At 60.3% G+C, this 23,156-nt stretch carries 20 protein-coding genes; 10 read left to right on the top strand and 10 right to left on the bottom strand.

Features of this window, described 5'->3' with window-relative positions:
- Positions 1-46: 46 nt before the first annotated feature.
- From KGA82_RS09495 to KGA82_RS09480, 4 genes are all read left to right on the top strand, one after another.
- Positions 47-1,621, top strand: coding sequence for an arylsulfatase (locus KGA82_RS09495; protein WP_008036341.1), 1,575 nt, complete (start codon positions 47-49; stop codon positions 1,619-1,621).
- Between the two features lie 197 nt (positions 1,622-1,818).
- Complete coding sequence (locus KGA82_RS09490) at positions 1,819-4,332, top strand: fused MFS/spermidine synthase (RefSeq protein WP_223450218.1); 2,514 nt, start codon at positions 1,819-1,821, stop codon at positions 4,330-4,332.
- A 121-nt stretch (positions 4,333-4,453) separates the two neighbouring features.
- Positions 4,454-5,827, top strand: coding sequence for a J domain-containing protein (locus KGA82_RS09485; protein ID WP_223450217.1), 1,374 nt, complete (start codon positions 4,454-4,456; stop codon positions 5,825-5,827).
- On the top strand, positions 5,824-6,819 hold the full coding sequence (locus KGA82_RS09480; RefSeq protein ID WP_223450216.1) for a DUF3829 domain-containing protein: 996 nt from the start codon (positions 5,824-5,826) through the stop codon (positions 6,817-6,819). The genes KGA82_RS09485 and KGA82_RS09480 overlap by 4 nt, the downstream gene beginning before the upstream one ends.
- Positions 6,820-6,936: 117 nt before the next feature.
- Here the strand turns inward: KGA82_RS09480 and KGA82_RS09475 are convergent, their stop codons facing one another.
- The gene (locus KGA82_RS09475; RefSeq protein ID WP_223450215.1) at positions 6,937-7,608 is read right to left on the bottom strand and encodes a DUF3313 domain-containing protein; all 672 of its coding nucleotides are present in this window, start codon (positions 7,606-7,608) and stop codon (positions 6,937-6,939) included.
- A gap of 213 nt (positions 7,609-7,821) precedes the next feature.
- Between KGA82_RS09475 and KGA82_RS09470 the strand changes: the two genes are divergently transcribed.
- Entirely contained in the window at positions 7,822-10,173 is a 2,352-nt protein-coding gene (locus KGA82_RS09470) for a tetratricopeptide repeat protein (RefSeq protein ID WP_223450214.1), read from the top strand.
- Positions 10,174-10,289: 116 nt separating this feature from the next.
- Here KGA82_RS09470 and KGA82_RS09465 read toward each other — a convergent pair whose 3' ends face one another.
- The 4 genes from KGA82_RS09465 to KGA82_RS09450 form a co-directional block, all read right to left on the bottom strand.
- Positions 10,290-11,258: a hypothetical protein gene (locus KGA82_RS09465; protein ID WP_207284255.1), complete on the bottom strand. Its 969-nt coding sequence runs from the start codon at positions 11,256-11,258 to the stop codon at positions 10,290-10,292.
- Positions 11,259-11,347: 89 nt separating this feature from the next.
- Positions 11,348-11,827 (bottom strand): DUF934 domain-containing protein, encoded by a 480-nt coding sequence (locus tag KGA82_RS09460; protein ID WP_223450213.1) that lies wholly within the window; start codon positions 11,825-11,827, stop codon positions 11,348-11,350.
- Positions 11,824-13,497: a nitrite/sulfite reductase gene (locus KGA82_RS09455; protein ID WP_223450212.1), complete on the bottom strand. Its 1,674-nt coding sequence runs from the start codon at positions 13,495-13,497 to the stop codon at positions 11,824-11,826. The genes KGA82_RS09460 and KGA82_RS09455 overlap by 4 nt, the downstream gene beginning before the upstream one ends.
- A gap of 125 nt (positions 13,498-13,622) precedes the next feature.
- On the bottom strand, positions 13,623-14,630 hold the full coding sequence (locus KGA82_RS09450) for a glycosyl hydrolase family 18 protein (protein ID WP_223450211.1): 1,008 nt from the start codon (positions 14,628-14,630) through the stop codon (positions 13,623-13,625).
- Positions 14,631-14,934: 304 nt separating this feature from the next.
- On the opposite strand from KGA82_RS09450, the gene ccoN reads away from it, so the two are divergent.
- Both ccoN and KGA82_RS09440 read left to right on the top strand, forming a co-directional pair.
- The gene (gene ccoN, locus KGA82_RS09445) at positions 14,935-16,362 is read left to right on the top strand and encodes a cytochrome-c oxidase, cbb3-type subunit I (protein WP_207284251.1); all 1,428 of its coding nucleotides are present in this window, start codon (positions 14,935-14,937) and stop codon (positions 16,360-16,362) included.
- Between the two features lie 14 nt (positions 16,363-16,376).
- The gene (locus tag KGA82_RS09440) at positions 16,377-16,598 is read left to right on the top strand and encodes a cbb3-type cytochrome c oxidase subunit 3 (RefSeq protein WP_223450210.1); all 222 of its coding nucleotides are present in this window, start codon (positions 16,377-16,379) and stop codon (positions 16,596-16,598) included.
- Positions 16,599-16,734: 136 nt separating this feature from the next.
- On the opposite strand, the gene KGA82_RS09435 is transcribed toward KGA82_RS09440, so the two are convergent.
- Positions 16,735-17,229 (bottom strand): hypothetical protein, encoded by a 495-nt coding sequence (locus KGA82_RS09435; protein WP_223450209.1) that lies wholly within the window; start codon positions 17,227-17,229, stop codon positions 16,735-16,737.
- Between the two features lie 69 nt (positions 17,230-17,298).
- Positions 17,299-18,066, bottom strand: a complete 768-nt coding sequence (locus tag KGA82_RS09430) for a helix-turn-helix domain-containing protein (protein ID WP_223450208.1) — start codon at positions 18,064-18,066, stop codon at positions 17,299-17,301.
- Between the two features lie 78 nt (positions 18,067-18,144).
- On the opposite strand from KGA82_RS09430, the gene KGA82_RS09425 reads away from it, so the two are divergent.
- A complete protein-coding gene (locus KGA82_RS09425; RefSeq protein WP_223450207.1) occupies positions 18,145-18,837 on the top strand; it encodes an aspartate/glutamate racemase family protein in 693 nt (230 codons plus the stop codon).
- Between the two features lies 1 nt (position 18,838).
- On the opposite strand, the gene KGA82_RS09420 is transcribed toward KGA82_RS09425, so the two are convergent.
- The 3 genes from KGA82_RS09420 to KGA82_RS09410 all read right to left on the bottom strand — a co-directional run bounded on the left by KGA82_RS09420 (position 18,839) and on the right by KGA82_RS09410 (position 21,030).
- On the bottom strand, positions 18,839-19,360 hold the full coding sequence (locus KGA82_RS09420; RefSeq protein ID WP_008042908.1) for a GNAT family N-acetyltransferase: 522 nt from the start codon (positions 19,358-19,360) through the stop codon (positions 18,839-18,841).
- Between the two features lie 173 nt (positions 19,361-19,533).
- Positions 19,534-20,514, bottom strand: a complete 981-nt coding sequence (locus tag KGA82_RS09415; protein WP_223450206.1) for a LysR family transcriptional regulator — start codon at positions 20,512-20,514, stop codon at positions 19,534-19,536.
- A gap of 75 nt (positions 20,515-20,589) precedes the next feature.
- Positions 20,590-21,030 (bottom strand): carboxymuconolactone decarboxylase family protein, encoded by a 441-nt coding sequence (locus KGA82_RS09410; RefSeq protein ID WP_008030139.1) that lies wholly within the window; start codon positions 21,028-21,030, stop codon positions 20,590-20,592.
- Between the two features lie 201 nt (positions 21,031-21,231).
- Between KGA82_RS09410 and KGA82_RS09405 the strand changes: the two genes are divergently transcribed.
- Positions 21,232-22,665 carry a PLP-dependent aminotransferase family protein gene (locus KGA82_RS09405; protein ID WP_223450205.1) on the top strand — a complete coding sequence of 478 codons (1,434 nt, stop codon included), beginning with the start codon at positions 21,232-21,234 and terminating at the stop codon, positions 22,663-22,665.
- Positions 22,666-22,787: 122 nt separating this feature from the next.
- Complete coding sequence (locus KGA82_RS09400) at positions 22,788-23,081, top strand: putative quinol monooxygenase (RefSeq protein WP_008042903.1); 294 nt, start codon at positions 22,788-22,790, stop codon at positions 23,079-23,081.
- Positions 23,082-23,156: the final 75 nt, after the last annotated feature.

Genomic DNA, 23,156 nt, shown 5'->3' with positions numbered 1-23,156 from the left:
AACGTTTGTCGCACCACGCGACACTAGCGCAAAAGGAGCAAGTCAGATGACTCGCATACGCAAGTGGCTACCGAAACTCGCCCTGGTGGCGGCCTCGGTGATGGCGATTTCGGCGACTGCCGGGGCCGCCGAAAAACCCAATATCCTGGTGATCTTCGGCGATGACATCGGCCAGACCAACATCAGTGCCTACTCCATGGGCGTGGTCGGGTACAAGACTCCGAACATCGACCGGATTGCCAAGGAAGGCATGCTGTTCACCGACTATTACGCGGAGAACAGCTGCACGGCCGGACGCTCATCGTTCATCACCGGCCAGACGCCGTTGCGTACCGGCCTGTCGAAGGTCGGCGTTCCAGGTGCGCCGGTCGGCATTCAGAAACGCGACATCACCATCGCTCAGGCACTCAAATCGCAAGGCTACGCGACAGGCCAGTTCGGCAAAAATCACTTGGGCGACCGGGATGAATACCTGCCAACGAACCACGGCTTTGACGAATTTTTTGGTAACCTGTACCACCTCAATGCCGAAGAAGAGCCGCAACGACCGTATTGGCCCAAAGATGACCCCGAGTGGGTCAAGGCCAACTCTCCACGCGGCGTGATCCACAGCTTTGCCGATGGCAAGATCGAGGACACCGGCGCCTTGACGACCAAGCGCATGGAAACCATCGACGACGAAACCACCGCCGCTGCGCAAGCGTTCATCGAGAAACAGGCCAAGGCCGATAAGCCGTTCTTCGTCTGGATGAACACCACGCGCATGCACGCCTTCACTCATGTGCGTGAATCGATGGCGGGCCAGAGCGGCATGCCAGGCAACGAGTACGCCGACGGCATGCTCGAGCACGACGGCGATGTCGGCAAACTGCTCAAGACCCTCGATGATCTGAAAATCACCGACAACACCATCGTGGTCTACACCACCGACAACGGCCCGAATCAATGGTCCTGGCCGGACGCGGCGACCACGCCGTTCCGTAACGAGAAGAACTCCAACTGGGAAGGTGCCTACCGCGTTCCGGCCATGGTGCGTTGGCCGGGCAAGATCAAACCGGGCGAGGTTTCCAACGAACTGTTCTCGGGCCTCGACTGGTTCCCGACCTTGCTGGCGGCTGCTGGCGACGACGGGGTCAAGGACAAGCTGCTCAAGGGCTGGGCGCCGGCTTCAGGCGGCACCAGTTTCAAGGTGCATCTGGACGGGTACAACCAACTACCGTACCTGACCGGCCAATCGCCTAAGAGTGAGCGCACGCAGTTCTTCTACTTCAACGATGATGGCGTGCTCGTGTCCATGCGCTCCGGAAACTGGAAAGCGGTGTTCTGCGAACAACGCAAACCGGGTGGTTTCGAAGTCTGGGCCGAACCGTTCGTCTGCCTGCGCGTACCGAAAATCTTCAACCTGCGCATGGATCCGTATGAACGTGCCGACGTGGTTTCCGACCAGTATTACGACTGGACGGCCAAGAACGCGTACCTCGTATCGCTAGCGTCCACCCAGGCCGCGAGATTCCTGGAAACCTTCGTCGAGTATCCGCCTAGCCAGAAGCCGGCGAGCTTCAGCATCGATCAGATCCGCGCGGATGTGGATCGGCGGATTGAAGAAAAAGCCAAGAAATAACGTTTGACCGCCGCTCGCTCTGACCGGGCAAGCGGCCCTATTCCATGGTGCAAACACAAACCCTGTAGGAGCCGGCTTGCTGGCGATGGCGTTTTTTCAGGCGACACTTTTATCGACTGGACGGCCGCTATCGCCGGCAAGCCGGCTCCTACAATGGTTTTGTGTTTAATTCGAAATTTGTACAAGGCAATAGCCCTATGTCCTCACGTGTCGCCAGCAAGTCGTCGGCCATTCCTGTTCCTCATGCCGCCTCCCCCGCGCTGCTGATCCCGGCCCTGTTGCTGTTCGTCTCCGGTGCCGCGGCGCTGGTGTATCAGGTGCTGTGGATCAAGCAACTGTCGCTGGTGGTCGGCGTCGAGGTCTATGCAATCACCACCGGTATCAGCGCTTTTTTTGCCGGGCTGGCCTTGGGTGGATGGCTGTTCGGACGCTGGGCGGATCGCTTGCAGCAGCCCGTTCTGCTGTATGCAGGGCTGGAAGTGGTGGTGGCCGTGTTGGGTGTCGGCGCGACCTTCGCCATGAGCCTCGCGGCCAGCCCGTTTGCCTGGCTGGAACAACACATCGGTCTGGCCGCATGGGTATTGCCGTTTGCGTTGGGGGGTATTCCGGCGCTGTTGATGGGCGGCACCTTGCCGGTGCTGGTGCGCTCGCTGGCCACTGACCCGCAGCATCTGGGCAAGGCTGGCGGCCAGCTTTACGCGGCGAACACCGCCGGGGCCATCGCCGGCACCCTGCTTGCCGCATTCGTGCTGATTGCCACCCTCGGCGTGCGCGGCAGTGCCCTGGCCGCCGCGATGCTGAACCTGCTGGCCGCCGCCGGCGCCTTGTGGTTTCAGCGTCACCGTTCACTACCGGCCGTTGCGCCGGCGAAACACACGTCGAGCAAAGCGCCCGACCGACTGGCCTTGTGGCTGTACTCGATTGCCGGCGGTGTGGCCCTCGGTTATGAGGTGGTCTGGTCGCAATCGATCGTGCAGTTCATGAGCACCCGCACCTACGCCTTTACCGTGGTGCTGGCGACGTACCTCACCGGGCTGTTTCTCGGCAGTGTGCTGCTGGCCCGTCGGGTGGAGCGCATTCGTGATCCCTGGGGAGTATTCGGGCTGCTGATCGCCGGCGCCGGGCTGGTCGCGTTGCTGGAAATCGCCCTGCTCGGTCGCTGGCTGGTGGTCGCGCAAAGCCTCGCCGAAGCCTGGGTGTTGTCGCTGGGTGCGAGTGAATTGCCGGGCATGAGCGCGCGGTTTGCAGTGGCGGCGTTGAGCATCGTGTTTGTGCCGACGCTGTTGTTGGGCGCGGCGTTCCCCCTCGCCCTGCGCCTTAGCGTTGGCCGCGAGCGGGTCGGCCAGGATGTCGGCGCTGTCGTGGCGTTCAATACGCTGGGCGGGATTGTCGGGGTGATGCTCTGCGGATTTGTGCTGATCCCGTGGCTGGGCCTGGTACGCACATTGGGGCTGTTGGCCATCGTCGCCGCCGGGATCGGGTACTTCGCGGTGCGCAAGGGTCACGGGGTCAAGAAAGGTCGGCGCCAAGCGGTGGTGGCTATCGGCTTGTTGTCGGTGGCGGTGGCGGTATTTACCCCGGTGAACAAACTCGCCAGCCTGCTCCCCGGTGCTCGCAACGCCACGCTGGCCTTCTATGAGGAAGGACGCGGCGGGACCGTGGCGGTGGTCACCCAGGGCAAGGGGCAGAAAGCCTTCCAGCGCTTGTACATTCAAGGCGTGTCCAACACCGGCGACGCCATGCCGTCCTTGCGTTACATGCGCATTCAGGCGCTGCTGCCGCTGCTGATCCACAACGGCGAACCGCGCTCGGCGCTGGTGATCGGTTTTGGCACCGGCATCACCGCCGGCGCATTGACCCGTTATCCGGGGCTGGAACACCGGGTGGTGGCCGAGTTGCTGCCTTCGGTGGTCAAGGCTGCGCCGCTGTTCAAAGGCAACTTCAATGCCGCCGCCGATCCCGGCGTTGACGTACGCCTGCGCGACGGTCGCCAGGAGCTGCTGCGCAACCCTCAGCGCTATGACTTGATCACCCTTGAGCCGCCACCGCCCTCCGCTGCCGGTGTGGTCAATCTTTACTCCCGGGACTTCTACCAACTGGCCGCCAGTCGTCTGGAGAAACAGGGGTTGGTCGCGCAGTGGCTGCCGCTGCCCACGCAGAACATCGACGATTCGCGCGCCCTGGTGCGCAGCTTTCTCGATGTGTTCCCGTACGCCAACGTGTGGACCAGCGAGTTCCACGAAATGCTGCTGGTGGGTTCGATGGAACCGATTGCGCTGGATGCGGCGAAAATCAGCGAGCGCTTCCAGCAGGACAGTGTGCGCAGCACGTTGCAGGACGTGGGCATCGGTTCCGCCAACGCCTTGCTCGCCACGTGGGTCACCGATCGCACGGGGCTGGAGCGTTTCGCCGCCGATGCCCCGCCGGTGACCGACGACCAGCCGCGTATCGAATATGCGCCGTGGGTGCGGGCCAAAGAGATCAGTCGGGTGCTCCCCGCCCTGCTGGACTTGCACGTCGCGCCACCGTTAGTGAATGCCGATGCGGGATTCATCGAGCGGATGAATGCGCACCAGCAGCGCTTGATGCAGTTCTATCGGGCGAGCCTGCATGCCTATGACGGCGACCGTGATGCGTGGGCCAGGGATATTCGCGAGGTGATGCGCGGGGATGGGGGGAATCCGTATTACCGGTGGTTTGTCGGCGACTGACCGTAAGACCTGGGGACTTTTCGACGCGAAACAGGTAGGGTGCGCAAAATCAATTTGCCATCATCCCCCTCGGTTTTAGGGTAGTTGTCGCGTCGCGGGTTTTCATGGAGTTGCACACGCAATGAGTTGCTGGACCGTCCTTGGCCTGCCGGCCGACGCCGATACGCGCCGTATCAAACGCCAATACGCGACCCTGCTCAAACAAACCCGCCCGGATGAAGACCCCGAAGGTTTCCAGTGTTTGCGCGAAGCCTACGAACAAGCACTGAACATCAAGGAATGGGAGCAATCGCGCGAAGAAACCTCGGGCGATGATGCGTCGTGGGACCTGACGGGCCTGTCGGTCATCGAGGTCAACCCTCTGCAAGTGGTCACGCATTCGTTGCACGAGGTCAGCCACGGCGAACTTGATCAACGTTACGCCACTGCCCTTGAACGGGGCGCTGTGGCTGCCATGGAAGACGCCGTGTTGCGCCATTGCGTTGAGCACACTGACACGTCCGAAGCCCTGATTGAGTGGGCGATCGACACCTTCCACTGGTTCAGTTTCCAGCAACGGCTGGAGCTGGATGAAGACATGGTCGAGCAGTTGCTGACACAGCGGCAACGTTCGCGGGAGCGTCGTGAAGCGCCGATATTTCTCGCGCGACAACAACTTCTGGCGTCGCAACCCGCCGCCACACCCGAACATCGCGCCGCCCGCCTGTTGCTGGCGCCGTCCAGTTTCAGTCAGCGCCGCGCCCTGGCCCGACGGCTGCGTGACGAAGACTGGGCGCAATGCCGGCTTCTGAGCTCGGCGCTGAATGCCAACCACCCAGACATCTGCGCAAACCTGCCCGGCGGCACGCCGTTCTTCTGGTGTGACTGGGAATACAGCTACGACAGTTGGCCGATGTACCTGGGCGTCGCCCTCGCCTGCCTGGTCGGAAGCTTCGTGCAGTTCGCGCCGCTGGGTACGCGCCTGGGCGGATTGATCGGCGTTGCGGTGTTCTGGTCAGTGATATTCGCCGTCGGCGGTTGGGTGCTCAACTGGCTGATGGGTCACGTCGTTCATCGTTATTGGCTGCTGGACGATCGACTGAGTGCACGCCTGTCGCCCTCGCTCAAGCCGCTGCCGTTTGGCGTTTTGCGCGACCTGATTCCCGACGCAATCATGGCGGTGGGCATTGGCCACGTGTATGGCGTAGTCGGCAGCGTGGTGTACGTCGCCATACGGATGGGTGTCGGGTTCATACGCCGTCGCGAGGTCAATCCGCGGGTGTCCTGGCAACGTACCCATCCCTTGTTCAAACGGTGTCTGGCGGGCGCCGGCATTCTGGTGCTGGTCTTGCTGCTCGGCGTGTTCAAAGTGATCTCCAGCCAGGCCACGGTCAACCGCAATCAGGGTTTGCAACAGTGGACCGAACGCTTGTGCAGTCGGATGCCGGTCACCGCCAAAGAGTGCAACGCACCGGCCACCGTCGAGCAGTGGTATGGCCAGGAGAAACAGCGATGAATCCGAAATGGCTTCTCCCGGTGGCGCTCTTTTTGGGGGTGATGTTGATGGGCCTGGCCGGTGCCTCAAAACCCGTCGCCCGTATTGATTTGTGGCTGGACAAATACGACGCGCCAATCACCGCGCAGGCCAATTCACTGAGCCCGGTGATCGACTGCATCAATCGCGTCGACGTGCATTGGCGCGTGGCGTACGAACTGTACAAATCGCCGAAACAAGTAGCGGATCCGGTCCAGGACTGGATCGCCAACCGGCATGACTTCGACGACGACGGTGCCAGTGATGCGCGCAGCATTCAACGGGACATCTGTTCGCCGAAAATCAGCGAAAAACTCAAGCTTCTGGAGTACGACACGCCGTTAACGCTGAAGGCCGACGCTTATGTGCAGACGCTGCTGCAAGTGACGCCTCTGACCGAACAAATGCTCTTTTACCGCCAGGCAGCTTTCTCGCCGCCCTCCTTTGAATTGCCAACCGGGTTTGCCACGCAGTTCGCGCCCAAGGCTGAGGCGTATCTGAATGCTTCTGCAGCGTTGAGACAGCGCGTCGAATCGCTGGACGTTGAACAACGACGGGTGCAGCTCAACCGGATAGAGGCGCGTCTGGGCAAGGACATTCACTGGTATTTGCTGGCTTACATGATTCAGGCCAGAGACACGCTGAACCTTGTAAGTGAGGGGGTGAAAAACCGGACCCTGACGCCCCAGGCGCTGGCGAAGACCACCGCTGAGCTGCAACTGGCCTGGGATTACCGGCAGCAGTTCACACGGCACCAGTTCCCGCAAACGCAGAAACGCGATGAAGTGCCGCGTTATCTCTGGTCGCACATTGCCGGGCCGGCGCAGAAGTACCTGGACGCGTTAAACACGCTGCACAAGGACTGGCGGAACAAGGCCGAGCCGCAACACTTGAGTGACGATTTTCATGCGGTAACGCGCGGGTATGACTCGTTGATAAGCCATTACAACCGGCAGGCGCGAGCCGAGTATTGAGTGCATGCCGGATCACTTTCGCGGGCAAGTCCAATCACCGCACCGCCGCTCCCACATCTGACCTGACCTTGATGTGGAAGCCGGCTTGCTGGCGAAAAGGCCTTCAGCTCCGCCGTATCATTTGGATTTGAGCTTCAAGTACGACTGATGCATATCCGAAGCCCAGCCATCGATCACGCTTTTCACGTCATCGGCCTTCATCACCTGCGATTCGTTTTCCAGCGGTTTGCCAGTGCCCTTACGCACGACCTGGGCCACGACTTTATTGCTGCCGCCGTCCAGGAACACCGCTTCGGTGGCCAGGTCGGTCTGCTGATCACGAATACCGCTGGCGGTACTCACCGCCGCTGCCACCAGCGCAATCGGGATCACTTCATAAGGCTTCAGCCCTTCGGTCTTGCTGCTCACGGCAGTGATCGCGGCGCGCACCACAATCACACCTGGGCCAGGGCCTGAGGCCAGCGGCAGGGATTTGCCGATTTCGCGTTTGAGCGCCTGATCGTAATAACTGGTGATTCCGTTCAGGGTGGTCTGAGGGATTTTTGCCGTCGGCTGAGGTTTTGGATACAGCTGGGTCGGCTCGATATACACGCTTTGGAATTTCTTGATGTCAACTTTCGGATCGATCCAGCGCATCACTACGGCACCCGAAGGTGACTTGGCTTCCTGGAGTTGGCTGTAATTTTTGAGGAAGCCTGAATACTCGTCTGGCTCGACCTTTTTGCTGGCGCAGCCAACTACGCCGATCGAGGCAATACACAATGTACTCATCATCAATGCAAGCTTCATGCGGTAACTCCTGTAGGGCGGTCGACTACGGTTTGGAAATGGTTTAACAGGTATAGCTAATGCAGCGCGTTTTGTTGTGCAGAATCACAACATTCATCTATCGCCGCGCAGAGGATCACACCTGTCATTTGACAGACGCCCGGCATCCGTCAAAGCTGCATCGAGCTAGAACGCGCGCCTGACGGCAAACGCACCCGGACTATGGAAGTCGCAATGCCGAAACATAAAAATAAAGCAGCCGCCCCAAACCCTGATTCGTCACCGACTTCGTTTTCTCGTTATCTGTTTCCCGTTCTCATCAGCGTGTTGCTCCTGGCGATCGCGGGCATTGGCTGGTTTCTATTCAGCAGCCAACCGGCCCCGGTGACCTATGCGCCGCCGCTCAGTACACCGGTCATTGCTCCTGAAAAACCCGTGGTCGCCGCGCCGGCGAAGATGGTCGATGAGCAACAGTGCCAGGCTTGCCACAGCGAACAAGTGAAGGACTGGCAAGGCTCGCATCACCAATTGGCGATGCAGGAAGCCAGCGCCGGGACGATGCTCGGCGACTTCAACAACGTCACCTTCAAGGCCGAAAACGAGACGACCCGGTTTTCGCGCAAGAACGACGAATTCTGGGTCAACACACCGGGCATTGATGGCAACAACGCTGACTTCAAGGTCGCCTACACCTTTGGCATCGCGCCGTTGCAGCAGTATTTGATTGAAGTCGGTGACGGTCGGTTGCAGGCGTTGGGCGTTGCCTGGGATACCGAGAAACACCGCTGGTTTCACCTCTATCCGGACCAGGGTGTGAACTTCAAGAACCCGTTGCACTGGAGCAAGCCGAGCCAGAACGCCAATTTCATGTGCGTCGAGTGCCATACCACCGGCTACAAACGCAAATTCGACGCGGCTAAAAACACCTTTGACAGTCAGTGGAACAGCCTTGGCGTGGGTTGTCAGGCGTGCCACGGTCCGGCGTCCAGTCACCTGGAATGGACCGCAAAAAAGACTGATCTGATCCACGCCGGTTTCGCCGTCGACCTCAAGGACAAGGACGCGACCGTCGAGATCGAAACCTGCGCCCGCTGCCACTCACGGCGCGCACCGCTGGGTGATGGTTTTACCGTCGGCAAGCGCCTGATGGATGACTATCTGCCCAGCCCCCTGACCCGCGAGTTGTATGCGCTGGATGGCAAGATCAAGGACGAAGTGTTCGAACACGGTTCCTTCGCCCAGAGCAAAATGTTCGACAAGGGCGTGCGCTGCAGCAACTGCCACAACCCCCACAGCAACGAACTCAAGGCACCGGGCAACGGCGTCTGCCTGCAATGCCACAACAGCGCCGGCAAAACCTCGGTGGCCGGTGTCGAGGGCAAGGGCTTGCAGGCGAAAAACTACGATTCTGTCGAGCACACCCGCCACGCCATGGGCCAACCGGGTTCGCAGTGCGTGGATTGCCACATGCCCGGCAAGTTCTACATGGGCAATGACTTTCGGCATGACCACAGCTTCAGCATTCCCAACCCTGAGCGGGCGAAAAAACTTGGCACGCCGGACGCCTGCCTGACCTGCCATCAGGGCAAGGCCGGTGACAAAATCACTGAACAATTCAAGCTCTGGAACACCGCAGCCGCCGCCGAGGCGCCGCGTTACGACGAAAGCCTGTGGCTGATTCGCAACGGTCAGCCCGGCGCGGCGCAAGCCTTGTACGAACAGCTGCAACGCAGCAACCTGCCGGCGATCCAGCGCGCAACGCTGCTGGCCGAGTTGCCGCTGTATCCCAGCGAACAGGCGTTGAAACTGGCGACTCAGGACTTGCGCAACCCGGCACCGCAAGTGCGTGAAAGCGCCGTTCGGGCGATCAGCGCGTTCCTCCCGCCGCCGGAGCGCGCACCACTGCTGACACCGTTACTGGGTGACCCGGTCAAAGCGGTACGCATCGCTGCCGCCCGGGATCTGCTCAGCGTCGCCCGCGACGGTTTGGGCAGCGCTCAGGCGAACTGGAACGCCGCCATCGCCGAGTATGAGGATGTGCAAAAGAGCCTGGCCGAACGCGCGGAAGCCAACCTCAACCTCGCCATGCTGTATCAGGCCAGCGGTCGCAGCGCTGAAGTTGAAGCGCTGCTGCGCACGGCGCTCCAGCGCGATCCGGACTTTTACCCGGCGCTGGTGACGCTGGTGCAGTGGCTGGAAGCCAGTGGGCGCGGTCAGGAAGCACAGGCCCTGCTGGAACAGGGCATCAAGGAGCATCCGGACGCCGCTTTGCTGTTGCATACCCAAGGGTTGTCGCTGATACGAGCGGGCAAAACGGCCCAGGCCATGCCGGTGCTGCGCAAAGCCGCTGGCCTGGAACCCCAGAGCGCGCAGTTCGGCTACGTGCTGGCGGTGGCGCTGCATGACAGCGGCAAGGTCGATGAGGCCTGCGAGGAACTGGAACGGTTGTTGAAGGTGCAACCGGCGAACCGCAATGCGCGGTTGTCGTTGATCCAGTACTACCTTGAAAACGGACAGGAGCCCAAGGCCCAGGTGCTGTTGCAAGGCTGGAAGAAGATGAACATGGGGGATCCGGCGTTGAAGTGATCCGAGGGTTGATTCGAGGGCCCCTTCGCGGGCAAGCCTCGCTCCTACAAAGATTACGCAATACCTGTAGGAGCGAGGCTTGCCCGCGAAAGCGTCACCATGGTCTTAACCTTGCGTCACCACGAAGAACCACTCTTCAACGCCAACTCCCGCCGACTGTTCGCCCGCATCGCCTTGATCAACGACACCGTGCCCACCAGCAGAATCGCGGCGCCGAACAGGAAGTCGATGTTGTACAGCTGGAAGTCCTCCAGCGGTCCCACCAACAGCACGCGGATCGCGCCGATACTCACCAGTGTCGCGAGAAAATCGATGCCCGGTTCGTCACGATAAAACACGTGCATCAGCGGCAGGCAGATCACCAGCAACAACAGCAGCACAATCACCTTGAACGAGCCTTTGCGCTCGACACTGAAGGCGCACTCATTGGCCGCATAGGGCTTGTAATCGTCCTCGCGAACCAATGAATTTTTCTCGTTGATGTACTCGACCCGGTTGTACTTTTGAATCGGTGTGAAGGTATTGGACATCTCCATGAGGGTGGTGATGCGTTTGAACTTCAGGTCGATCCGTTCATTGCCCTTGAGGATGTACAGCACCGGTTTGTAGCCGTAGCGCCAGGTGTCGAACGGAAACGCCGCCGCCCGCCCCTGCACGCCGATAGGCCGGGATTCAAGCTCGGCGTAGGCACTTTTGTCGAGCGAAGAGAGGTTGCGACTCAGCGGTTTGATCCTGACCTGCTCAAGGAAGATCGGCGTGACGCCGTAGGACCATTGAAGAGGTTCCAGGCGCAGGCGCAACTCGTTGCGGCCCAGGTCATACCGATCGAAAGTGCGCTCGGAGACGATGACCGCCCCCGAGAGCATGAAATCGCCCCGTACATTGTTGGTGATGCGCAGGGTCAGGTGATCCTTGCCCAGCGCCGCCGCATCGCTGGCCGGTGGCGTGCCGCACCAGGCAGAACTGTCGGCTGACGCCCCAAGTTGCCCGTCACGGTTCTCCTGGAACAGATACACATAACTGCCCCACAGGGCCGCCATCAGCAACACTGCGACCAGCCCTAAAACTTTCTTGCCCGCGCTCAAACCAGACTCCTTTCTTTGACCCGCTTCCTTATGAGGCGCGGACTCTATCAAAACGGGGTCCCCGGCCAAAGCAAAAAGTCGTGTGGTTGTCAGCGCCGCCGAAACAACGGTCGAGGCTCGATCACCGAGCGGCCATACAACACGCTCATGCCGGCGAGGCCCTTGAGCGCGTCTTCGGCGGACTTGTCCTCGCGCACCGCGAAGCTGTCGAAACCGCACTGGCGCATGTGGCTGAGTTGATCGCGCAGGACATCGCCAACCGCGCGCAATTCGCCGGTCCAGCCCAATCGGGTACGCAGCAAATACGCCTGGCTGTAACCACGACCGTCGCGAAAACTCGGGAAGTCCAGCGCAATCAGCGGCAGTTGGTCGAACCACGGCTTGAGGCTTTCCACCTCATCGTCCGGCCCCAGCCACACGCCCTGCTGCCCGGGCGCCTCCAGCCAGCAGGCCAGCGGCACTATCACCGGACCTGAAGGTAATCCGGTGGCTGGATCCCTGACCAGGGTCCACGGATCGGCGCTATCGATCCGCGCCACACCGGCCTCCAGTCGTAGCAGATTGTTCATGCCGACACCTCCAGCAACTTCGGATAGACCGCCTCTTTGAACGGCTCCAGACCAAGGCGCTGCAACGTGTCGACGAACAGTTCCTCACTCTCGCGGTAACGCACGAACGTGGCGATGATCCGCTCGATCACGTCGGGCACCTCAGCCGCGCTGAAGGACGGGCCGATGACTTTGCCCAACGCGCTGTTCTTGCCCTGAGCGCCGCCGAGGGTGATCTGGTACCACTCGCTACCGTTCTTGTCGACGCCAAGAATGCCGATATTGCCGATGTGGTGGTGGCCGCAGGCGTTCATGCAACCGGAAATGTTGAGGCTGATGTCGCCCAGATCATGCAGATAATCCAGGTCGTCAAAACGCGCCTGAATGCCTTGCGCAATGGGGATCGACTTGGCGTTGGCCAATGCACAGAAATCGCCGCCGGGGCACGCGATGATGTCAGTCAGCAAACCGACATTGGCACTGCCCAACCCATGCTCGCAAGCCACACGCCAGAGCGTGAACAGGTCCGACTTCGGCACGTCCGGCAGGACGATGTTCTGTTCATGGGCAATGCGGATTTCGCCGAACCCGAATTGCTCGGACCACGCGGCCACGGCATCCATTTGTTCGCCGGTGACATCGCCCGGCGGCGAAGCACTGCCCGGTTTGGTCGACAGCACCACACTGGCGTAGCCCGGCACCTTGTGCGGCTGGACATTGCGCGAAACCCAGCGGGCGAATGCACTGTTTTCGGCCAGACGGGTGCCGAACTCCAGGTCGGTACTGGACAGCGAACGGTAATCCGGCGGCACGAAGGCACTGGCGACACGCGCATATTCATCGCCGGTCAATTGCGCCGGACCGTCCTTGAGGTACTGCCACTCCTCCTCCACTTCCCTGGCGAAGGCTTCGATACCGAGCGCCTTGACCAGAATCTTGATCCGCGCCTTGTACTTGTTGTCCCGCCGACCGTGGCGGTTGTAGACACGCAGCACCGCTTCGACATACGACAGTAAATGCTGCCACGGCAAGCCTTCGCGAATCTGCAGGCCAAGAATCGGCGTGCGTCCCAAACCACCACCAACGATCACCCGCAGGAGCATTTGCCCGTCGGCGCCGGGGTAAAGATAAAGGCCGATGTCGTGCATCATGATCGCCGCGCGGTCCTGTACGGCCGAGCAGATGGCGATCTTGAATTTGCGAGGCAGGAACAGGAACTCCGGGTTGATCGTCGACCATTGGCGCAGGATTTCCGCCAGCGGTCGTGGGTCGATCAACTCGTCCGCCGCGACCCCGGCGAAGGCTTCGGTGGTGATGTTGCGCACACAGTTGCCGGACGTCTGGATCGCGTGCATTTCTACCTGGGCCAGGCGTTCGAGGATTTCCGGCACCTGGGCCAGTTCGATCCAGTTGAACTGCATGTTCTGGCGGGTGGTGAAGTGGCCGTAGCCACGGTCGTAATCCCGGGCGATGCTCGCCAGCGTACGCATCTGTTGCGCGCTGAGCGTGCCGTAGGGAATGGCCACGCGCAGCATGTACGCGTGTTTTTGCATGTACAGGCCATTCTGCAAGCGCAACGGCAGGAATTCCTCTTCGCTCAACTCGCCTGCCGTGAAGCGTTCGACCTGATCACGAAACTGCGCAACCCGCTCGAAGACCAGCGCCCGGTCATAGTCGTCGTACTGATACATGTGGCTACCTCATCAGGATGGGACGGGCTCTGTGGCTCGTTTTCGATGAGGCGACTATGAGGGGCACCGGAAAAACATTACAGATTCAGGAGGCTTCAAAAAAACCATATCAGTTTGATGGATCACTACTGAGGTTGATTCGGCATCTCATCAACGATGGGTGCGTAAATCCTTTTGAAGCGCCAATCGTACGAATCACCGGCCTTGTTGGTGCCACACTCCCAACTGCACGACCACGTCATCAAGCCTCTGATCCCGTTGCTGTCTTTTACCAGTCGTTTGAGTGCATTTTTCACAAAAGCGGGATCAACTACATACCCGTTGGCGGCGGCATCGATACTGCTGGGCAAGCCGATAACGAATTTGTCGGCAGGGATTTTAGTGAACCCATAAGTACCTGTTACCAATGCAGTGGTCAGGTAGTAGAGGAACTCTTCCTTGCGCACGCCATCGTTTTGCGCCAGCCAGGGTGGATTAAGGCCTGGCACATAAAGCCCATCACCGTTCTGGTTGTAGTATTGCGGGGCAATGAAGTCGTAATGGTCCTTCAGCGCAGTCAAATACGGTACGTACTTGCCACTCGATACCAAGTGCGGAAACTCCGGCGCCATGCTGATGATGAAATGCTTGCCTTCCTTCGCGTAGTGCTCCCTGACCAGCTTCAACGCAGCGGGAATTACCTTGTTGTTATCGGCAAAGTCGATAGCAGTCTGCTCCAGATCGATGTCCAGCCCATCAAAACCATAGACTTCCACCAATCGGATAATTTCAGTGGCAAGCGCCTGTTCCTGACCATTGCGCAGCTCAATGTGAGCTTCGGCGCCCCCCAGTGAAATCAGCACCGCGCGACCTTGCTTGTTGAGTACGCCGACCTGACGCCGAAACTCCACATCGGTCTGGTTGTATGGCTTGAATGTCGGGATACCGGCGCCCTTCATGAACGCGACGGCCACAACGTTGTATTCGACGGGGATGTCTTCCAGTTGCACTTCACCCGTCACTCCGCCTTGATACCCGGCACTCGGCCCCCAGTTATGCCAAAAACCCATGAATATCTTTTTACCGCGAATATCGGGCATCACGGACGCATCATCGGCAGGCACCTTGGGGCCTGTATAAGTGAAAGTTGTCATTGGTTCACCCTTGTGTTCAGAACATCCTGTATGAAAGTGCCCCTCCTGATCGCCATGACCTGCAGGGCTGACTTGCCTTGAACGCAACCACTGGAACTCACCACTACCCAATGCGTCAGCGGGTTTATTAAACCGCTGGATTCAATCCGCCGATACTGTCAACTCTGACAGGTACGGCGCCGTTATCTGATCCGTATTAATTGCGCTTTCCTGAATCTGTTTTGTTTTCGAGGAGGTTTCTACAGTTCACGGCATGCCAGTCCGGGTGGCCTGGCAAGACTTTGCAACCGTGGAAGCATTGACCATGAGCACAGCAACAATCGGACAGGCCTATAACTACAAGGTCGTCCGCCAATTCGTCGTGGCGACCATTTTCTGGGGCGTCGTGGGGATGGCGATGGGGGTGTGGATCGCCTCGCAACTGGTGTGGCCCGAGATGAACCTCGACCTGCCGTGGACCTCGTTCGGACGTTTGCGTCCGCTGCACACCAGCCTGGTGATTTTCGGTTTTGCCGGCAGCGCGCAGTTCGCCGCCAGTTATTACGCAGTGCAGCGTACCTGCCAGGTGCGGCTGTACTCGGACACCCTCGCCGCCTTTACCTTCTGGGGTTGGCAATCGGTCATCGTGGTGATGCTGATCACCCTGCCGCTGGGTTACACCACCACCAAGGAATACGCCGAGATCGAATTCTCCGGCGCGGTGTGGATGACCGTGGTCTGGGTGGCGTACGCCATCGTGTTTTTCACCACGGTGGTGCAACGCAAGACCCATCACATTTACGTCGGCAACTGGTTTTTCGGCGCGTTCATCGTGGTGATCGCCATGCTGCACGTGGTCAATCACCTGTCGATTCCGGTGGACTGGTTCAAGTCCTACCCGGTGTATTCCGGCGCCACCGACGCCATGGTGCAGTGGTGGTACGGGCATAACGCGGTGGGGTTTTTCCTGACGACCGGGTTCCTCGGGATGATGTATTACTTCGTGCCGAAACAGGTCGGGCGGCCGGTGTACTCCTATCGCTTGTCCATCGTGCACTTCTGGGCGTTGATCACCCTGTACATCTGGGCCGGCCCGCACCATTTGCACTACACCGCGTTGCCGGACTGGGCGCAGTCATTGGGCATGGCCATGTCGCTGATCCTGTTGGCGCCGAGCTGGGGCGGCATGATCAACGGCATGATGACGCTCTCGGGTGCCTGGCATAAATTGCGCACCGATCCGATTTTGCGTTTTCTGGTGCTGTCGCTGGCCTTCTACGGCATGTCGACTTTCGAGGGGCCGATGATGGCGATCAAGACCGTGAACGCCCTCTCCCACTACACCGACTGGACCATCGGCCACGTGCACGCCGGCGCCCTCGGCTGGGTGGCGATGATCACCTTCGGCGCGGTCTACCACATGATTCCGAAAGTCTTCGGCCGCGAGCAGATGTACAGCACGCCGCTGATCAACCTGCATTTCTGGCTGGCGACCATCGGCACCGTGCTGTACATCGCCTCGATGTGGGTCAATGGCATCACCCAGGGCCTGATGTGGCGCGCGATCAACGACGACGGCACGCTGACCTACTCCTTCGTCGAAGCCTTGCAGGCCAGTCATCCCGGATTTGTAGTGCGGTTTGCCGGCGGTGTGTTCTTCCTCAGCGGCATGCTGCTGATGGCGTACAACGCCTGGCGCACCGTGCGGGTTTCCGACGTGGCGATGGCTGAACGTGATGCACGGATTGCCTGAGGCGAGGAGCTGAGATGTTCGAGATCGTGTTGAATATCGTGGGTGTTGCGGGGCTTTGGCTGGCGGTCGAGTACTGCCTGAAGCAGCAGACGGCAGAAAGTCTGGAGGAAGCGAGCCTGATCCCGTTTGCCGATGACCCGGAGGTGGCTCGACGGGTGGAGTTGGCGACGGGGAAAGTGGTGAAGGCGGTTGCGCCGGAAGTGGCAAAACCGGGCTGGGTGAATCTCGAAATCTGATGCACCGCAGATCCATTGTAGGAGCGAGACCGGCTTGCCGGCGATAGCGGTGGTTCAGCCAACATTTATGTTGATTGCCGAACCGTCATCGCGAGCAGGCTCGCTCCCACAGGGGAAAGGTGAAAGTCCGGAGAGATCAGCTCCGATCGCGGGGGATCAAGCTCTGCAACTGCTGCGCCAGAAAATTCGCGTCGAAGGCAAAGGTGTCCGGGTCCTTCAAACCATTGGTCTTGCGCCACTGCCAGTTGTTGGACGGCGGCAGGCACACCAGCGAAATGCTGCCATACCGCGCGGCGGTCAGGCCCATCACCGCCAGGGAAATCTGCCCACCGGTACCCATCACATCCGGCACGAACTCCACGGGTTTGCCGGCGATCACGATGCCCAGTTTCTCGGTCTTGAACGTTGACGTCTCGACCGGAACGCTCGGCCCCGAGGCGACATACGCCTCGCGACTGACTTCCAGCAGGTTCGGCGCCCGGACCGGTTCCAGCCATTGCTGGATCTGATCGAACAGCTCGCCAATGCGCGTCGCCCACACGGCCGATTGCGACTCGAACAGTTGTTTTTTGTGCGCTTCGCTGTCTGCGTAGTGGCGAAGCATCTCGCCCAGTTGCTGTACGTCGTCCATTGCGGTGTTCCTTTGTTGAAACAGTGCTGCGGACTTTGAGCATGGCAGATGCGCGCGGCGGGCGTACGACTAAAAGCGTGAGCGGTATTGACTGGGGGTCATGGCGAGGAATTTGCGGAAGGCGCTGCCCATGTGCGACTGATGGGCGAAACCGGCATCAAGGGCGATGTCAGCCAGGCTCAGACCGGTGCGCTCGATCATCCGCCGTGCCGCCTGCAGTCGTACTTCAACGAGGTAAGCGTGCGGTGTCAGGCCGATGGCGCGGGTAAAGTCTCGCAGAAAGCGCAGCTCGTTCTGGCCGTAGGCCGCCGCCAGTTGTTGCAGCGTGAGGGGCAGATGGAATTGTTCTGCGATCAGGTCCAGCACTTGGGCGAGTGCGGCTGGCGCGGGCCGATGAGCCATTTCGACCTGCGGTTGCGCCAAACCCACGAATCCCAGGGCACATTGCTCCAGCGCCAGAAGGTCGCGGTGTGGGGCCAGTAACAAACGCCGCACTTCGCGTGCCAGGCTCAGCGCCTGTCGATTGCCGCAAGACTGGACGCGATGGCCAACGGAGGGCAATTGTTCATCGGCAAACGATTCGTCCAGCTGCATCAGCAAGTATTCGCCACCGCTGGACGATTCGGAAAACACTTCGACGCCCACCGGGGTATACGCCAGAACACCGGGCAACGTATCGAAATCCACCCGCCGATCAGAGTCAATCGCGTGCACGCCCTGCTGGCGCTCCAGCGTCACCCCGATGGTGCGCGACTGCGCCGGATCGCGTGCGCTGTAAGCGGCACGGGGCAGAAGTTGCAAGCTGACTTTAGCGCCCGGCAGCCGTTGGCTCAGCATGTGAAATTTCCTGATAGAAAGCCGTGAAGCGCCACGGGATACTCCCAGACAAAGGGTTGCCATCAACAGGAGCACGCCATGCGTACCATCGGCCTTATCGGCGGCATGAGCTGGGAGTCCAGCGCCGAGTATTACCGCCTCATCAACCAACAGGTACGCGACCGGCTCGGGCCGTTGCGTTCGGCGAAACTGCTAATGTACAGCGTCGACTTCGGGCCTGTCGAACAGGCCCAGCATGCCGGTCGCTGGGACGATGCGGCGCTGATTCTGGTGGATGCCGCGCGGCGGCTGGAGGCTGGCGGCGCCGATTGCGTGGTGCTGTGCACCAACACCATGCACAAGGTCGCCGGGAAGATTCAGGCGGCGATCAACATTCCGTTCCTGCACATCGCCGACCCGGCCGGACAGGCGGCGGTGGATGCCGGCGCACTGAACGTCGGGTTGCTGGGGACTGCGTTCACCATGGAACAGGACTTTCTCAAGGAACGCCTGACGTCGATGGGGCTGAGCGTTCTGGTGCCGGACGCCGAGGAGCGTCAAGCCGTGCACCGGATCATCTACGACGAGTTGTGCGTCGGGGCGATCAGCGAGGCCTCACGCCGGATTTATCAGCAGGTGATCGAATCCCTGAGCCAGCGCGGCGCCCAGGTCATCATCCTCGGTTGCACCGAAATCGGCCTGCTGATCAAACCCGAACACAGCACCCTGCCCCTGCTCGACACCACCGAACTGCATGCGCAGGCGGCGGTGGCGTTTGCACTGGGCGAGTGAATCAACCGGCCTTGGGCGTGCGGCGCAGACGCGCCATGCTCAAGGTGTCCACCAACACTCCGTCACGCACGGCGTAGTCCCGAAACAGGCCTTCGGTTTCAAAACCAAACTTGCGGTACAAACCGATGGCTGCTTCGTTGTCGGCGTACACCGACAGCTCGACCCGTTGCAGATTCATCCAGTTGTCGGCGATGTCCAGCGCGGTGGCCAACAGCTTCGAGCCAACACCCTTGCCCTGCCACGCCTCAGAGACTCCCATGCCGAAATTGGCAGCATGACTGCGGCGGATGCGCGAAAACTGCTCAAGACCGATGTTGCCGATCACCCTCCCCTGACTCAGCGCCACCAGTTGCACATGCCGTTCGTTGCCCGGATCCAGGCGTTTGCGCCAGACCTCGATGGACTGAAACGGCATTTGCAGCACTTGCCGGGTAATCGCTGGCTCGTTGTAAAGCGCGGTGATGCCTTCGAGGTGGGATTCGTTGAAGCGTTCAAGCGTAATGACAGCGTCAGTGACGGGCATGGGTGATTCATCCTTGATACAGACATGGCCGCTCACTCTACAACGCAATCTTCCAGCATGACGAGAAACTACTGTAGGAGTGAGCCTGCTCGCGATAGCGTCCGGACAGTCAACATCAATGTTGAATGTTATGGCCCTATCGCGAGCAGGCTCACTCCTACAGTTGGTATTGCTCAGGCTTCGAACCACTCCCGCCGTTCATTGAAGGTGTTTTGAATCAGCTCGACGATCATCTGCACCTGCGCCTCATCCTGCGACTGCGCATTGACCGCCATCCACACCTGGCGCTGCATCGGCTGGCCAAACAACCCCGGCAGAGCGATCAGACCACGGTCGAAATGGCTCATGTAACCCGGCAGCAAACCGATACAGGCGCTGCATCGGATCATCTCCAGCATCAGCTCATAGGCATGCAACTGCACCACCCCGGCGAGGCGCTGGTCCACCAGCGCATTCCACGGCACAAAGCTCTCGACCTGACGATGAGGCTGCCATTGCACCAGCAGGAAATCGGCGAGGTCATCGAGGTTGTCCGGGCGTGATGCAGTGCGTGAATAACGCTTGGCAATGTGCGGCAGGTAGTCGAGCCGCGCCAGGCATCGCGGCTCGTCGACGGCAAAACTCGGGCCCGGCAGCGGTGAATCAGTGTCGGCCAGCCACACCACCACATCGGCGCTGACGGCGCGCAGGGCCAGCTCGCTGTCGAGGGAGATGATCTCCAGACGCACACTGGCGTTGCGGCGCAGCAAGGCCACCAGGTCGCGACCGAGGATGTCATGCAGGATCGATTCGGCGACGGCCAGGCGCACCAAGGGCTGTTCGATCACCGGCAAGTCGCGTTCATGGGCCAAGGCAATCAGCTGCGCCTGAAGCTGCAAGCCTTCACGACTGAGGGCAACCCCATTGTCGCCATGGCTGAACAGCGAGCACTGCAGGTGCGCTTCGAGTTGCGCCAACTGCTTGCGCAGCAACGTCGCCTTGATGTTGAGACTGCGCGACGCCTGCATGAAACAACCGCAGCGGGCACTGACCATGAACGCTTGCGCCAGTTGCGGATCAAGCGCGGCGGCCTGCGCATGTTTGGATGACGAGGTGTCTACCGGCGAGCGGTATTCGGCAGGGCTCTGGCGCCCGGCGGTTTCCATGAATGACATCAATGACTCCCTGTCGATCTGTCCTTTGAAAACCTCATCCTGCGCAACGTTCATGAACCTGATGTGACAGCGTCATCACGCGCTGGGGGACTGGCGGAAACTCACCGCCAGGCGATTCCAGCTGTTGATGGTGGTGACGGCGATGGTCAGGTCGACCATTTCGCTCTCGCTGAACTGTTCCCGGGCCTGGGCGTAGACGTCGTCCGGCACATGGCTTTGCGAGAGCAAGGTGACCGCTTCGGTCCAGGCCAGCGCCGCGCGCTCGCGGGGGTTGAAAAAGCCGCTGTCGCGCCAGACCACAATCGAATACAGACGCCGGTCGGTCTCGCCGAGGCGTCGCGCGTCCACCGAGTGCATGTCGGTGCAGAAGGCGCAGCCGTTGAGCTGCGAGGCGCGGATCTTGATCAGGTGCAGCAGCGCCGGCTCGATGCTCAGGTTGCTGGTCAGCGCCTCCATGGCGATCATCGCTTTCATCGCTTTGGGCGACGCGCTGTAGTAATCCAGACGGGAAGTCATGGCGTGCCTCGTGGATTGATAGATGTTTTCACGGTAAGCGCTGATGCGCCGGCGTTACAGATCCAATTGCGCGAAATACCGGTGGACCACTCCGAGCAGACCAATCCGCGGTTTTTCCCCCACGCAACTTCTGCACGGCGGCGCTTGCGCGTAATCTGGCGCGACGCACACGCGCCTTAACCGCCCAGGAGCCCCGCCGGTATGGAACTTCATGTTGTCATCAACGGCCGCAAGGACCTGGCAGGCCAGTTGTACAACCAACTGCGCAGCGCCATCGAATCCGGTCGCCTGGCAGCCGGGACGCAACTGCCGCCCAGCCGTCTGCTGGCCGAACAGCTGGGCATCTCGCGCAAGACCATTTCCGACACGTACGCGCAACTGACCTATGAAAACTTCCTGACCGGGGTGATCGGCAAAGGCACCTACGTCAATGCCCGGACGGCCAAAGCGCAGCCCAAGCAAAGCCATTCGCAGTTGGCGAGCGCCGAGGTCATCGAGTCGTGGCGCAATTTACCGGTGTTTTTGCGTCACCCGACACTGGAAGGCTCGCTGCGTTATGACTTCATCGGTGGCGCCACCAGCAAGGGCCAGTTTCCGCAGGACGATTGGCGGCGCTGTACCTCCCACGCGCTGCGTCAGATGTCCGGTTCCAAAGGCTTCTACAGCTTGCCTGAAGGTCTGCCGGCGCTGCGCAATGCGATCGCCCGGCACATCGCGTTTTCCCGTGGGGTGAATTGCCAGGACGAAGACGTGGTGGTGTGCAACGGTGCGCAACAAGCGCTGGACCTGATCTCCCGCGTGATCACGCGCCCCGGCAGCATCGTCGCCATGGAAGACCCCGGTTACCCGCCCGCGCGCCTGCTGTTCGGCAGCCACGGCGCCACGGTGATCGGCGTACCGGTCGACGAAGACGGCATCCAGGTCGACAAAATCCCCCTGGGCACCCGGCTGATTTATGTCACGCCGTCCCACCAGTTTCCGCTCGGCATGCCGATGAGCCAGGCACGTCGCGTGGCGCTGCTGGAGCGCGCCTACGAGTTGGGCGCGATCATCATCGAGGACGATTACGACAGTGAATTCCGCTACGAAGGCCGGCCCACCGACTCGCTGCAAAGCATGGATGAGCGCGGGATCGTCGCCTACGTCGGGACCTTTTCGAAAACCCTGCTGCCGGAACTGCGCCTCGGCTACGCAATTTTGCCGCCGGCGATTCTCGAAGCGGTGATCCGCGCCAAGCAACTCACCGACCTGCACACCTCCACCCTGCCCCAATGGGCGCTGGCCAAATTCATCGCCGAAGGCTGCCTGCTCAAGCACATCCGGCGCTGTCATACGATCTACGCCGGGCGTCGCGAACGCATCCTCACGCGTATCGCCAGTGACCTGTCACCCTGGCTCGAAGCGATCCCGAGCACGGCGGGTTTCCACATGGTGCTTATGTGCAAAGTGCCTATCGATATGCCATTGCTGATCGAACTGGCGAAAAAGGTCGAAGTCGGGCTGTATTCCATCGATACCTTTTACTACCAGCGGGCGCCACAGGCCGGGCTTCTCATGGGGTTTGGCGCCATTGAAACCCTGGACATCGACACCGCGCTGGACCGCTTGCGTGACATTTTTCAGCAAATCGCCTGAGCGATTGGTCTGGGTTTTTATCCGGCAATTGGCTATTGGCGGTCCGCAAGTGCAGGCCTATCCTCGTAAGCGTTATCCCTCAATGAGCAGGATTCGTCCGGCCTGATTCAGGAGTGTGAGCAATGTCCAACGAAGTGATCAACACCGTAAAGGTGCAGGCCGCAGCCGGCCGCTCGGACGAACTGGGTAAGCAACTGCAAAAGATTGTCGAAACCCTGCGTGAACAACCGGGCTGCGAATCCTATATGGTCGACCGCTGCCCCGAGGACAGCAACCGCTGGAACGTCAGCGCCCGCTGGCAATCGGAAGCGGCCATGCAATCGCATTTCAACACCCCACAGGCGCAAGGTTTCATCGACCTGATCGATTGCCAATTGGCGAACGCCGTGGACTTCAACAGCTTCCCGATCCGTTAACCCCCCCCTGTAGGAGCCGGCTTGCTGGCGATAGCATCACCTCGGTGTACCTGATGCACCGCGGTGATGCTATCG

Source organism: Pseudomonas sp. BF-RE-22, assembly GCF_019956155.1.
In the GTDB taxonomy this organism is placed as follows: Bacteria; Pseudomonadota; Gammaproteobacteria; order Pseudomonadales; family Pseudomonadaceae; genus Aquipseudomonas; species Aquipseudomonas migulae.
This window is presented reverse-complemented; position numbering and strand designations above follow the sequence as displayed.

What these genes read in the sequence shown, in the direction of transcription:
- KGA82_RS09480 (WP_223450216.1), top strand. Translation starts at nt 5,824, where the DNA reads ATGAATCCGAAATGGCTTCTCCCGGTGGCGCTCTTTTTGGGGGTGATG.
- KGA82_RS09485 (WP_223450217.1), top strand. Translation starts at nt 4,454, where the DNA reads ATGAGTTGCTGGACCGTCCTTGGCCTGCCGGCCGACGCCGATACGCGC.
- KGA82_RS09405 (WP_223450205.1), top strand. Translation starts at nt 21,232, where the DNA reads ATGGAACTTCATGTTGTCATCAACGGCCGCAAGGACCTGGCAGGCCAG.
- KGA82_RS09415 (WP_223450206.1), bottom strand. Translation starts at nt 20,514, where the DNA reads ATGTCATTCATGGAAACCGCCGGGCGCCAGAGCCCTGCCGAATACCGC.
- KGA82_RS09420 (WP_008042908.1), bottom strand. Translation starts at nt 19,360, where the DNA reads ATGCCCGTCACTGACGCTGTCATTACGCTTGAACGCTTCAACGAATCC.
- KGA82_RS09440 (WP_223450210.1), top strand. Translation starts at nt 16,377, where the DNA reads ATGTTCGAGATCGTGTTGAATATCGTGGGTGTTGCGGGGCTTTGGCTG.
- KGA82_RS09425 (WP_223450207.1), top strand. Translation starts at nt 18,145, where the DNA reads ATGCGTACCATCGGCCTTATCGGCGGCATGAGCTGGGAGTCCAGCGCC.
- KGA82_RS09410 (WP_008030139.1), bottom strand. Translation starts at nt 21,030, where the DNA reads ATGACTTCCCGTCTGGATTACTACAGCGCGTCGCCCAAAGCGATGAAA.
- KGA82_RS09400 (WP_008042903.1), top strand. Translation starts at nt 22,788, where the DNA reads ATGTCCAACGAAGTGATCAACACCGTAAAGGTGCAGGCCGCAGCCGGC.
- KGA82_RS09460 (WP_223450213.1), bottom strand. Translation starts at nt 11,827, where the DNA reads ATGAACAATCTGCTACGACTGGAGGCCGGTGTGGCGCGGATCGATAGC.
- KGA82_RS09475 (WP_223450215.1), bottom strand. Translation starts at nt 7,608, where the DNA reads ATGAAGCTTGCATTGATGATGAGTACATTGTGTATTGCCTCGATCGGC.
- KGA82_RS09455 (WP_223450212.1), bottom strand. Translation starts at nt 13,497, where the DNA reads ATGTATCAGTACGACGACTATGACCGGGCGCTGGTCTTCGAGCGGGTT.
- KGA82_RS09430 (WP_223450208.1), bottom strand. Translation starts at nt 18,066, where the DNA reads ATGCTGAGCCAACGGCTGCCGGGCGCTAAAGTCAGCTTGCAACTTCTG.
- KGA82_RS09450 (WP_223450211.1), bottom strand. Translation starts at nt 14,630, where the DNA reads ATGACAACTTTCACTTATACAGGCCCCAAGGTGCCTGCCGATGATGCG.
- ccoN (WP_207284251.1), top strand. Translation starts at nt 14,935, where the DNA reads ATGAGCACAGCAACAATCGGACAGGCCTATAACTACAAGGTCGTCCGC.
- KGA82_RS09435 (WP_223450209.1), bottom strand. Translation starts at nt 17,229, where the DNA reads ATGGACGACGTACAGCAACTGGGCGAGATGCTTCGCCACTACGCAGAC.
- KGA82_RS09470 (WP_223450214.1), top strand. Translation starts at nt 7,822, where the DNA reads ATGCCGAAACATAAAAATAAAGCAGCCGCCCCAAACCCTGATTCGTCA.
- KGA82_RS09495 (WP_008036341.1), top strand. Translation starts at nt 47, where the DNA reads ATGACTCGCATACGCAAGTGGCTACCGAAACTCGCCCTGGTGGCGGCC.
- KGA82_RS09490 (WP_223450218.1), top strand. Translation starts at nt 1,819, where the DNA reads ATGTCCTCACGTGTCGCCAGCAAGTCGTCGGCCATTCCTGTTCCTCAT.